The organism is Streptococcus sp. HMSC078H12 (assembly GCF_001814615.1).
GTDB classification, from domain to species: domain Bacteria; phylum Bacillota; class Bacilli; order Lactobacillales; family Streptococcaceae; genus Streptococcus; species Streptococcus salivarius_F.
Map to the genome: position 1 here is coordinate 1 of NZ_KV817346.1, position 12,544 is coordinate 12,544.

At 39.2% G+C, this 12,544-nt stretch carries 11 protein-coding genes; 9 read left to right on the forward strand and 2 right to left on the reverse strand.

Features of this window, described 5'->3' with window-relative positions; translation table 11 throughout:
- Nucleotides 1–77: 77 nt before the first annotated feature.
- Nucleotides 78–956, reverse strand: a complete 879-nt coding sequence (gene tehB, locus HMPREF2979_RS09200) for an SAM-dependent methyltransferase TehB (RefSeq protein ID WP_070656418.1) — start codon at nt 954–956, stop codon at nt 78–80.
- 778 nt (nt 957–1,734) lie between these two features.
- Complete coding sequence (locus HMPREF2979_RS09210; RefSeq protein ID WP_060972227.1) at nt 1,735–3,057, reverse strand: matrixin family metalloprotease; 1,323 nt, start codon at nt 3,055–3,057, stop codon at nt 1,735–1,737.
- A 213-nt stretch (nt 3,058–3,270) separates the two neighbouring features.
- Here HMPREF2979_RS09210 and HMPREF2979_RS09215 point away from each other — a divergent pair, with 213 nt between their 5' ends.
- From HMPREF2979_RS09215 to folP, 9 genes are all read left to right on the forward strand, one after another.
- Nucleotides 3,271–4,008, forward strand: coding sequence for a LytR/AlgR family response regulator transcription factor (locus tag HMPREF2979_RS09215; RefSeq protein WP_021143758.1), 738 nt, complete (start codon nt 3,271–3,273; stop codon nt 4,006–4,008).
- A 310-nt stretch (nt 4,009–4,318) separates the two neighbouring features.
- On the forward strand, nt 4,319–5,497 hold the full coding sequence (locus tag HMPREF2979_RS09220) for a sensor histidine kinase (protein ID WP_070656610.1): 1,179 nt from the start codon (nt 4,319–4,321) through the stop codon (nt 5,495–5,497).
- Between the two features lie 111 nt (nt 5,498–5,608).
- Nucleotides 5,609–6,988, forward strand: a complete 1,380-nt coding sequence (locus HMPREF2979_RS09225; protein WP_070576954.1) for a hypothetical protein — start codon at nt 5,609–5,611, stop codon at nt 6,986–6,988.
- A gap of 162 nt (nt 6,989–7,150) precedes the next feature.
- The gene (gene rpsP / locus HMPREF2979_RS09230) at nt 7,151–7,423 is read left to right on the forward strand and encodes a 30S ribosomal protein S16 (RefSeq protein ID WP_002884675.1); all 273 of its coding nucleotides are present in this window, start codon (nt 7,151–7,153) and stop codon (nt 7,421–7,423) included.
- Nucleotides 7,424–7,434: 11 nt separating this feature from the next.
- Nucleotides 7,435–7,683, forward strand: a complete 249-nt coding sequence (locus tag HMPREF2979_RS09235) for a KH domain-containing protein (RefSeq protein ID WP_002884680.1) — start codon at nt 7,435–7,437, stop codon at nt 7,681–7,683.
- Between the two features lie 162 nt (nt 7,684–7,845).
- Nucleotides 7,846–9,108, forward strand: coding sequence for a bifunctional folylpolyglutamate synthase/dihydrofolate synthase (locus HMPREF2979_RS09240; protein WP_070656421.1), 1,263 nt, complete (start codon nt 7,846–7,848; stop codon nt 9,106–9,108).
- A gap of 66 nt (nt 9,109–9,174) precedes the next feature.
- The gene (locus HMPREF2979_RS09245; RefSeq protein ID WP_070656424.1) at nt 9,175–11,019 is read left to right on the forward strand and encodes an APC family permease; all 1,845 of its coding nucleotides are present in this window, start codon (nt 9,175–9,177) and stop codon (nt 11,017–11,019) included.
- Nucleotides 11,020–11,164: 145 nt separating this feature from the next.
- Complete coding sequence (gene folE / locus HMPREF2979_RS09250; protein ID WP_002884345.1) at nt 11,165–11,728, forward strand: GTP cyclohydrolase I FolE; 564 nt, start codon at nt 11,165–11,167, stop codon at nt 11,726–11,728.
- 8 nt (nt 11,729–11,736) lie between these two features.
- Nucleotides 11,737–12,537, forward strand: a complete 801-nt coding sequence (gene folP / locus HMPREF2979_RS09255; protein ID WP_070656427.1) for a dihydropteroate synthase — start codon at nt 11,737–11,739, stop codon at nt 12,535–12,537.
- Nucleotides 12,538–12,544 lie beyond the last annotated feature (7 nt).

A 12,544-nucleotide genomic window follows, 5' to 3' on the forward strand; every position in this document is an offset into this window, starting at 1 on the left:
CAAACCACCCGTTAGACGGGTGGTTATGATTTGAAGATAAGTCAAGCTGTGCTCAACTCTTTTACAGCCATTCGCTCTTATTTAACCTTCTTAGCTAACATGGTTGCAAATTGAAGGGCGATGGGATTGCCATATTCATCCAAACGGTGAAGGTGACCAAGATTTTCGTTATACTTGACTAATTCCCAGTCACTATAGTAGTTTTTCAACTCACCTTCTTCAAAAGTAAATGAGAAAGGCATGGTACAAGGGTGCTCCTCAGTGTCCATGGCACAAACAATTAGGTTGTAACCACCGACAACAGTACGCTCTTGCATATTCTTGATAATAGACGGAATTTGATCGGGATCAAGGAACATAAAGACGACTGTTGAGAGGATGAAATCAAAGGTCTCAGACTCAGGAAGAGCAGCAGCATTGATATCGTAGTAGCCAGCTCTAACATTGTAATTTTCCTCATCTGCAATCATTTGGATGCGTTGTGTAGCTTCGTTATTAACATCAACGGCTGTAACATCATGCCCAAGAGATGCCAAATAAAGAGCGTTACGACCGTGACCACAGCCTAGGTCAAGGGTGCGACCAGGTTTGATATGGCCAGATTGGACTGCTTCAAGAACCTCAGAGTGGGCTTTAGTATCATACTTTTTAGCCATGTAGTCCTCAGGTTTACAGTAAAAAGAAAGATAGCATTCCAAATCATCTGATGCAGCAGCGATGCGATGCCAAGCTTGTGGTTCAACAAAAGGAATCTCTGTCTCGGGGGTAAAGAGGTGCTCTGCAGTAACCTCCCCCTCTTCATCTAATTCGTAGAAGTGAAGAGATCCTGATAGAATGGTCAATTTAGCCCAAGTTCCCACCTTAGTATTGTGTTTTTGCGTTACCATTTCTGGCAGTGTTGTAGCTGTCCAGTTTGGTAAACGTTTGTAGCAAAGAAGTTGCTGATCTATAGTCATTTTATGAGTTCCTTTCAAACGGTATGACTCTATTATAGCAAAAGTATGGAAAAAGAAAAAAGGCCTAGCCGGGTGAGCTAGACGATTTTCTTGTGAGAGATCTGATAATCTAGGAATGGGGAAAAGTGTTTGGGGAAGATAGGTATAAATGTTAAGAAGGGTTCCTAGACTATTTAGAAAACGTTTATGAGAACAATAAGTTTTAAATAATAGAATACTTATCTATAACTCATTAGGTCTCTCTTTACATTATCTATTGTACCAAAAAAATTCAGAGAAAACTTACATATTTTTTAAATTTGTAAGAAAAAATCATGAACAGTCATTTTCTGGTCCTGAATGGTAATTTTGTGAAAATTTTTCTGAGTGTTTACAAATCTACTGGGATAATATCGATGACTATGTCCTTTAACTACACTAAAAAACGCCTAGCTGCTGTTGCTAGACGTTCTTTATTAGGAGAGATCTGGAAATCTAGGAATGGGGGAAAAGTGTTTGGGGAAGATAGGTATAAATGTTAAGAAGGGTTCCTAGACTATTTTTATTCTGCTTATGAGAATAATGAGCAAAAACTAACAAAGTTGAGTTTTCTAACTCATCCGGTCTCTCTTTACATTTTCTATTTTACCAAAAAAAATGAAGAAAACTTTACATAATTCTAAAATATGTAAGAAAAAATCGTGAACAGTCATTTTCTGGTCTTGAATGGTCATCTCACTTGTATAAAAAAAGCAGGACCTGATAGGTCTGCTTATATTTGTAGTGATGGTGTAAGAACTTAAATCTTGCTATAGAGTTTCTTAACATTGTTAATATCAACAGGTTGGATACTTGTCTTACCACCTTTAGGTTCCATTACAGAGGCAACGGCACTGTTGTGTTCAAGTCCAATTGAGTGTCCTAATTCGTGTTGCGCAGTGTTAAGGAGTTTCCCACCGTTCTTTTGGTAATAATTGTTTTGAACATGGAAGGTGTTCAAGTAAACAGTAGCATTACTATATTGCTTAGTTGGGAGGTAGTAAGTAGAGTAGGTAACTCCAAGAGGAGCTGCCACATTACCTTCATAACGTTCATCAGCAATGATGTTGGCTTTTTGTTTATCGTTAGTGAGCAAGAAATTAAAGGCACCAGTGTTATTCCAAGAAGTGATAGCCTGTTTGTAGGCATTCACGATTTCAGGATTTTTAGCATTGATGAAAACTGTCGCTTCCTTGCTTGACCAGTGAGGAGTATCGTAATTCTCTTTTACGAGTTCGTTATTCTTTTGCCATACTTGAGCAATTCGGTCCACTGGTTTAGCAGGTTGGATAGGAGTGGCTTTAGGAGCTGTCGGTTTAGTGACAGTCGTTGTTGGCTTCTTAGGTTGTGTCGTTGTAGAAGTCGCTGGTTTGTTTACAACAGTCGTTGGTTTCTTAGGTTGAGTTGTAGATGTTGTAGGTTTGTTAGCAACTGTGGCTGGTTTTTTAGGTTGACTAACAGCAGGAGTTGATTGTTTAGATTTTGGTGTAGCTGTTGTCGTTGGTTTTGTAGAAGGTGTTAATGGTTTTGGAATATAAGTAGATAGAATCTTATGAACATTACCATTATTAATTTCTGTTGAAACCCATGTGGCACCATCTTTTGACCAGGTTTGTGCTTGAGCGACAGTTTCGGTCTTTGGTTCAGACTGGTTTTCTACAGCCTTATGATTGCTATCTGTATTTGTCGGAATTCTAGTCTCATAGGTTTTGATTCCAGTCTGGCTGTCGACAGTACTGCTAGCTGTTTGACTATTTTGTTTCAATTCCTCAAAAGTTGGAGTGTTTGTGGGAGTTTGTTCATAGTCATTTTCATGTGTATGAAAATCATCCACAGAGGTATGTGATATAGTAGTCACAGTAGTAGGTGTTTCAGTAGAAACACCTGTTTGAGCGATGGTATTTGTAGTTGTACCTGTTTCAAGTTCGGAAAATGTTTGAGCCTGGTTAGGATCTGAAACATAGGTTTGATCCGCAGAGGCATACTGAGGACTTCCTACAAGAAAAGCACTAATTATACCGACAGTTGCAAGGGTCAACAAGGTCTTTGTCTTAGTCCCTTGCGTTTTAAAAGAATGTAACATAACTTTCTCCTTTTTAATTTAAAACAAAAACAGCTCTCATGATAACACCTAAAAATGAATATAAAGTGACAATGGGATAACAATTGTTTTATAAATGAAATTAGGTGAGATAAAAAGACTTTATGCTGTGAAAAAAGGAATATTATCCGATTAATTATGATAAAATATTAGATAGGTATATTAAAGTATATTAGAAAGAAAGAGGGAAATAAGATGCTTTCTATTATCGTCCTTGAAGATGATGCCTTGCAGCGTCATCGTGTTGGTCGTTTATTGGACGAAGCAGTTGAGGAGTCGAAGGCCGTTGTTGATGGGATTACTTTTTATGAACAGGGTCAGGAATTGTTAGATGCTGATAGAGGTTCGGGTAAATCCATGGTTTATCTTTTGGATATTGACCTTAAAAATCAAACTAAGCAGGGACTAGATATTGGGCTTGAAATCCGTAAGGAAGACTTGAAAGCACAAATTGCTTTTGTTACAGCTTACTCGGAGTTTATGCCCTTGACCTTCCGTTATAAGATTCAAGCTCTAGACTTTGTCGATAAATCCATGGAAGATGTGGATCTTAAGAGAGCTTTAGTAGAACTTTTAGATTTTGCTTATTCACAGGTTGAGCAAGAAACCAAGGCACAGAGTCTAACTGTTAAAACGGATAAAAATGATGTTAATATTCCTTATGATGACATTTTATACATTGAGACAGCCCCTGTGCCACATAAGTTAATCGCTCATACCAAGTCAAACCTAGTGGAATTCTATGGGAAAATTGCAGAAGTAGCAAAATTGGATGATATTTTCTTCCAAACACACCGCTCTTTTGTTGTCAATGTGAATAATGTGACAAGTGTGGATCGTACAGCTAATATGGTTTTCTTTGAGGAAAACGAGTCATGCCTCCTATCGCGGACACGTAAAAAGGAACTTTTGGAACGTTTGAAAAATCGTTAGGTCTTAGATTCCCCCTTCTTCTCTAATCATTATTGAAAGTTTTCTGAAATTCGAGATAATGATTTAATTTTATCTCATCTATTATCAGGAATTGTGATAGAATAGTGTTATGGCTTTTTGCTGTATATTTAGAGATGACTAGAAGGAGGTGGCTAACCATTAAATGATGCTCAATTTGCAAATTGCATTAGAATATCTTTTGCATTTCATTGTCATACAGTGGATCTACGAAAAGACCAGCTTGGTCAAGGTACCACGTATGATCCTTCCTATTGCGTTCCTGGTTGAATGTATAGGGGGAATACTGGGGATGTCATATAATGTCGGTTTGTCCTTTATGACACCCTTCTATCTTCTTTTCTATGCTTATTTCTACGGCAAGGAAAGAACCACTAATATGTTGGCATTTTATGCCTTCTATCCTCTTGTTCTTTATCTTTTGATTTTTAATGGTTATGCCTACTTTTTGATGCCGGGATTTGGTATCACATCGGATTTCCTTAACAAAAGCTATCTTTATTTCATTTTCTTTGATCTTTTAATTATTCCAACATTTGTCGCTCTTTCCAAACTCCTTAATATTGATTTTAAATACTTGAGGGTCTTGGAGCGAGATCGCAAATTTGGTCGGATTATGTTTTTCACTAACTTTGTTTTGATTGCTTATGTGATTATGAACTATTCCGTAGTTGTGGCTTCGCGTTTCTTTAATTTGTATTATGCTGGCCATATTATAACCTTGATTGGATATATAGCGATTCTTTATGCTGTTTACAGTGTTAATAGATACGCAGATGAGTACTTTGAAAATGAGCGAAGAAAAGAAAATCGTCGTCACTTGGATGACCTAGAGAAGTATTCTGAACAAGTCGAAAGTCTTTACGAAACGTTACGCAGTTTCCGTCACGACTATACTAATGTTATGATTTCGCTTAATGAAGCCATTCAGATGAAAGACATCGACCAAATCAAGATGATTTATGATAGTGTCTTGAAAGATTCGGCATCAGATTTGAAGCAGCAAAAGTTTGATTTGGCAAAATTAACTCGTGTGACCAACATGCCGCTTAAGAGTCTGTTATCATCTAAAGTAGCCGAAGCTTTTGATAAAGGTATTCAATGTCATGTTGAGGTTGAAGAGGGCGTCTTCTTCACAGATATGCGTCCACTCGACTTGATTACAATCATATCCATTCTTTGTGATAATGCTATAGAAGCTACTGTATTAGCAGATGAACCAAAATTATCTATCGCTATCTTTAAGATGGAAAATCAATCCGTTATTGTTGTTGAGAATTCAACTAAGGAAGCTTCTATTGATGTGGCTCCTTTGAAACAAAGAGGATTTTCAACAAAAGGAACAGGTCGAGGATTGGGCTTGGCAAATATCGAAGAGATTCTCTTTAGATACGATAATGTCACGCTTGAAACGGAATCAGCACAACACCGTTTTGTCCAATTATTGTCTATTACACCAAAAGAAGATTAATGGGGATTTAATAAGAATTTTTAGAATTCTTGTTAATCCCTATTTTTATGTTAAAAAGTATGGTAAAATAGGGAAGTTAATCATGTGTTTTTTAATTCAGGGGGATTTATTATGTTGAAAGACGAATGGTTAGAGTACTTTGAGGCTGTGAATGGCCGAAAACCAAGACCAATCGACTTTAAAGAAGCCTTGGAACGAGGAGAGTTTGTTCTCTCTGAAGGTGCAGAGGCTCACCAAGTAGCTGATCAAGGAGAATCATCAGCTGACCAACAGTTTGAAGAAGGAACCGCAACTGCCAGAGCACTAGCCCAGTCTCAGAAAGAGCGTGACAACGCGCAAGAGGCTATGGCAAATGCGGCCCAAGAAAAGAGAAAGGCCCTATCTCAAGAGATTGTTGGTCAAGTAAGAACCATTCAGTCGGGCCGTCAGGCTGAGGATATTCAAAAAGAAGAGGAACAACGCAAACGCGTCGCAGAGGCTAAGGAGCGTTTGGCAAGCTATGCGCCAACCCGTCCAGATGCAGGAAATCATTCTGTGAATACCTCGAGTGAGCCTAATCAATCTATTCCAGTTTTCAGTAACCAAGCACAGCATCTTGGATTGTCTGAGGATTTGACAAAACTTGATTATAAGGAAGAAAAAGCAGCTAAGAAGCTTGCTCGTCAAGCTGCTCGGGATAAGAAAAAGGCTGAAAAATTAGCTGCTAAAGCTAAATCTAAGGAAGAACAGACAGTTGCCAAACTAGAAAAGAGATTGGAAAGTCAGGTTCGTCTTCTAGAAACGATTCAAAACGCTAATCAAAAATCGCAAAAGGCCAAAAATTGGGGCAAAGGAGCCTTGATTTCTAGTCTTGTTGCTGTTGTTTTGATGTTGCTTGTTGGTGGTGTCTACGGTTTTTGGCGTAATGCTTCGGGGAACATTGAGGGGACTTGGGAATTAAAATCGTCTAAGGTCTTGGACGAAAATTCTGGAAAGTTAACCAATGCTCTGAAAGAACATGAAGATAAAGATGAAATTTACGTCTCTTTCCTTAAAGTTGATCAGTCTAATAATTTACAAACACATTCTTACTTTTATAAAAAAGGTGAGGAGGATCAGCCTACTTTTACAGCTTCAGATTATTTGAAGGAATATCAAGTTGTTGATCAGTGGAATAAATCAATCACCTATACTAAAGAAGTTTCAGAATTTAAGCGTGAGTTGACTAAAGTTGTCTCGCAACTTTATCCTAATGCAGATAAGAATCTAGTAGATTACTATATTTCGGATAACGTAGATAACTACCGACTCTACCGTAAAGGGAAACGCACCAAGTCTTATACTGTTAATAAAGATACCTTGGTTGTTTCTACCTACAACGAGGATGGCAAGTTGACCAGTCGTGATACTTATGAGAAAGTATCAAAAGCAGCGGCTAAGGGTTTAGAAGCTGAATATGCTGAAGCAAAGGTAGCTTATGAAAAAAATCATAAGACTACAACTAAGAAATAGTCGAAAAGGAAGTTAGAGTCAAACTCTAACTTTTTTTGTAGAAATTTTAAGTCTGTCAAGTTTTTTTCTTGACACATAAAAATGATATGGTATACTAGTTAAGGTCGAGGGGCGATAAGTGCCCTCACCATAATAAAAAACTAAAGAAAAGAGATATTAAAAATGGCAGTAAAAATCCGTTTGACTCGTATGGGTTCTAAGAAAAAACCTTTCTACCGTATTAACGTTGCAGATTCACGTGCTCCACGTGATGGACGTTTCATCGAAACAGTTGGTACTTACAACCCACTCGTTGAAGAAAACCAAGTAACACTTAAAGAAGAACGTGTTCTTGAGTGGTTGTCTAAAGGTGCACAACCTTCAGATACAGTTCGTAACATCCTTTCAAAAGAAGGCGTTATGAAGAAATTCCACGAATCAAAATTCTCAAAATAATTTTTTAGCCTATGGATACCATTGAAAATCTTATTATCGCTATCGTTAAACCTTTAATTGCTTCACCAGATCAGTTGACCATCAAAATTATTGACGGTCCTGAGTTTTTGGAGTACCATCTTGATCTTGCCCCAGCCGATATTGGGCGTGTTATCGGGAAAAAAGGACGTACTATTACGGCGATAAGAGCGATTGTCTATTCGGTACCTACTCAAGGTAAAAAAGTTCGTCTTGTTATTGACGAAAAAGAGAAAGCTTAAGAGGTGACCCTAGGGTTGCCTTTTTTGCATATTTTGGTTATACCTAGAAGTCTTTGGTATAATAAGAGCGTCAAAGCATTAAGCTCAAGGAAAAACTAGAAATCTAGTTTTGAGGTCGGCTTAATGACTAAGTTGAAGCATTGGCCTAAAAAAGGAGTAATTATGACTTATCAGGAAGCGTTGGATTGGATTCATGGACAATTAAAATTTGGCATCAAGCCTGGCTTGGAGCGTATGGCTTGGATGCTTAAAGAGTTGGGAAATCCACAAGATAATTTCAAGGCTGTGCATATCGTGGGAACAAACGGCAAAGGGTCTACAGTCAATGCCCTCCAAACCATTTTCACCCAAGCAGGTTATGAAGTTGGAACCTTTACTTCACCCTATATTGTTGACTTCAAGGAACGAATCTCTCTTAATGGTCAGATGATTTCAGAAGAGGACTTACTTGACCTGGTTAATCGTGTGAAGCCTGTGGTTGAACGTCTACCAAAAGAGACAGAGCATGAAAATGCGACAGAGTTTGAAATTATCACAGTCTTGATGTTCCTCTATTTTGGTCAGGTCCATCCTGTGGATATCGCATTCATTGAAGCTGGAATGGGTGGTCTTCATGATTCAACCAATCTCTTTAAGCCCTTGGCAGTCCTATGTCCTTCGATTGGTTTAGACCATCAGGCTATTTTGGGGAATACCCATGCTGAAATTGCAGCTGAGAAGGCCGGTGTTTTGAAGAATGCGGCACCCTTTATTTATGCGACTGATCGTACTGATGTTCGAGATGTTTTCGAGAAGAAGGCGCGTGAAGAAGGGTCTAAGACCTATGAGCTGGGGAGAGATTTCACAGCTACAGGGTCAAGCCATTCCTTTGATTTTACCTATGGAGTGCAAAGGTTAGATGATATAGCCTTGGCTATGGCCGGTCAACACCAAGTAGCAAATGCTAGCTTGGCTATCATGGCTTCTTTATTGCTTCAAAAAGATTATCCTAAAGTAACGCCTGAACTCATAAAGGTTGCCCTGGCTCATGCCAATTGGCGAGGTCGAACAGAATTTTTAAGACCTAATCTTATGATTGATGGTGCTCATAATAATGAGAGTGTTAAAGTTTTGATTGACTTGTTGCAATCAGAATATGCAGATAAGGAGATTGAACTTCTCTTTGCAGCGATTGATACCAAGCCTATTGATGGCATGCTTGCCCAACTAAAATCGGTTGGTGACTTGACTGTAACGAGTTTTGACTATCCAAACAGTGTTAAATTAGATCAATACCCAGTAGCTTATAAGCAGGTACCAGACTTCAAAACATGGATTAGAGAACATGTGACGACTGACCATAAGAAGCTTTATGTGATTACGGGATCTCTATACTTCATTTCTCAGGTCAGAAAATGGGTTTTAGAGCAGGCAAGTGATATTTAAGACTTGAAAGATAACATTTAAGGGCGTATAATAGCCCTCGTATGTTTTAAAAATAAGGAGATCACAATGTTTCAACGTCTGAAAAAGATTTTAATCGGTGAACCTTTAACTCATGATGATAGTGGTGATGAACACTTATTGTCTAAGATTCAGGCCTTGGCCATGTTGTCGAGTGACGCACTTTCATCTATCGCCTATGGTCCAGAGCAGGTCGTCTTGGTTCTGACAGCTGTATCTAGTGCGGCTATTTGGTGGTCAATCCCTATTGGACTTTTGGTTCTCGTCCTTTTGGCCAGTCTTACCATTTCTTATAGACAGGTTATCAAAGCCTATCCTCAAGGTGGTGGCGCCTATATGGTAACGACGGAAAATCTGTCTCCTAAGTTTGGCTTGATAGCTGGTGGTAGTCTTTTGGTCGATTACATGTTGACGGTTGCTGTTTCAGTGGCCTCAGGTGCAGATGCCATTACTTCAGCCCTTCCCTTCCTGCATCCTTTCAATCTTGAAATATCAATGATTTTGGTGCTTGTTTTGATGGTTATGAACCTTAGGGGAATGCGTGAATCGGCAAAATCTTTGATGATACCCGTTTATCTCTTCATTGTTTCGACGCTCTTCTTGTTGGGATTTGGTTTCTTTCAAATTTTAACGGGTCATATGCCTTACGCAGCCACAGCACATTTAGGACAACCAATTACAGGTGTGTCATTGATTCTTATTTTAAGGGCCTTTACTTCAGGTTCTGCCTCATTGACAGGGGTAGAAGCTATCTCTAATGCGGTGCCTTTCTTTAAGAAACCTAAGGCCAAAAATGCAGCCTCAACCCTCTTTATCATGTCTAGCATTTTGGGGGCTATGTTTGCGGGAATTACCTTCCTCAACTGGTGGACAGGTATTACACCTCATGCAGGAGTAACCATCTTGTCACAAATGGCTAGAGAAATTCTCGGTCAGTCATGGATTGGTAGTATTCTATTTTACGTTTTCCAATTCTCTACTGCCATGATTCTTGCAGTAGCGGCTAACACAGGTTTTTCAGCCTTTCCGATGTTGTCCTTTAATATGGCGAAAAATAAATACATGCCTCACATGTACCTTGAAAAAGGGGCGCGTATGGGATACTCTAATGGGATCTTGACACTTGCAATTGGTGCCATTACCCTTTTGTTCATTTTCCGAGGAAATACGGAACGGTTGATTCCGCTTTATACCATCGGTGTATTCATTCCATTTGCTCTTTCTCAAACGGGGATGGTTATCCATTGGATTCGTGAATATGGTAAGGGATTCTGGAAACACTCTTTAGCTAATATCTTAGGTGCCCTCATTTGTTATGCTATTGTTCTCATTCTCTTCCTTTTCCGTTTAGGAGATATCTGGCCATTCTTCCCAATTATTGCAATCTTGATGTGGATGTTCCTTAAGATTAAAAAACACTATAATGGTGTTGCTCAACAGTTGCGTATTGATGGAGCGGTAGAAGAACACCATTATCAAGGAAATATTGTTCTTATCCTCGTTGGGAATGTTACCAAGGCTAATATCGGAGCTATTTCCTATGCGCGTTCTATTGGTGACAAGGTTATCGCCATGCATGTATCTACTAAGGATACTGAGAACAAGGACAAGGAAACTGAACAAGAGTTTAAAAAATATTTCCCTGAAATTGAGATGGTTCATATCCAATCACCGTACAGCTCAATCACTCAGTCAACCATTCAGTATGTTGACGAGGTCGCCACTCAAGCTGAGAAGGATAATGCGACTTTGACAGTCATGATTCCTCAGTTTGTACCTAAAAAATCATGGCAAACCATGCTTCACAACCAAATGAGTTTACGATTGAAATATTATCTCAAATGGCGTGAGAATATTGTAGTTTCATCCTATTCTTACCACTTGAAAGACTAAAAAATATAAGCGAAGATAACCTCTATATGAAAGGTGGTCTTCGCTTTTTTTGAGGTTTAGGTAGCTAGGAAATCTTATTTTTTGCAAGAAAAATCCAGCAAAATAAGGTATAATAGATAGTATTATAACGTTGCAAGAGGAAATTATGGCAAATCAAGAAAAAGTAGAACAAGCAGTCTATCAACTATTGGAAGCTCTCGGTGAAAATCCTGAGCGTGAGGGACTTTTGGACACACCAAAACGTGTGGCTAAGATGTATGCTGAAATGTTTTCAGGTCTAAATGAAGACCCTAAGGATCAATTTACAGCTGTCTTTTCAGAAGTCCATGACGAAGTTGTCCTTGTCAAGGATATTCCTTTTTACTCTATGTGTGAGCACCATTTGGTTCCATTTTATGGTAAGGCCCATGTGGCCTATTTGCCAAGTGGAGACAAGGTGACAGGACTTTCCAAATTAGCGCGTGCGGTTGAAGTAGCTGCTCGTCGTCCACAGTTGCAAGAACGTCTTACAGATCAAGTTGCTACAGCACTTGAAGAAGCTCTGAATCCTCGAGGAGTTTTTGTCATGGTTGAAGCAGAGCACATGTGCATGACTATGCGAGGCATTAAGAAACCAGGAAGTAAGACAATCACAACTGTCGCTAAGGGTCTTTATAAAGAAGACCGTGAAGAACGCAAGGAAATTCTTTCATTGATGCGTGATTTTTAGGAGTTAAGATGTTTATTGGCAAACATGAGATTGCAGGTAAGTCCTGTATTATGGGAATCTTGAATGTCACCCCTGATTCTTTCTCAGATGGTGGCGATTTTGACACGGTAGAGGATGCGTTGGCTCAGGTTGAGCGTATGATTGCCCAGGGGGCTGCCATTATTGATGTAGGTGGCGAATCTACAAGACCAGGAGCAGAATTTGTGACTGAGGAAGAAGAGATTACTCGTATCGTGCCAGTTATTCAGGCTATCAAGGCAAAATATGATGTGCTCATCAGTATTGATACCTATAAGACAGCTACTGCCAGAGCTGCTCTTGAAGCAGGGGCAGATATTCTAAATGATGTCTGGGCTGGACTCTATGATGGTCAGATGCTAGCTTTAGCAGCTGAAAAGAATGTGCCGATTATCCTCATGCATAATCAAAAAGAAGAAGTATACAATGATGTCACAGAAGATGTCTGTACATTCCTTAGTCAACGTGCCCAGGCCGCCTTGGAAGCAGGTGTGGACAAGGACAATATCTGGATTGATCCAGGCTTTGGCTTTGCGAAAAATGTCCAACACAATATTGACCTGCTAAAAGGTTTGGACAAGGTCGTTGCCTTGGGCTATCCTGTTCTTTTTGGGATTTCTCGTAAGCGTGTTGTGGACTACCTACTAGGTGGAAATACCCAAGCTAAGGACCGCGATCAGGGAACGGCTGCTCTATCTGGCTATGCTGTTAGCAAGGGTTGTCAGATTGTCCGTGTGCATAATGTTGATGCCAATCGTGATATCGTTAAGACTATTTCAGGGATTTTATGATACTAAA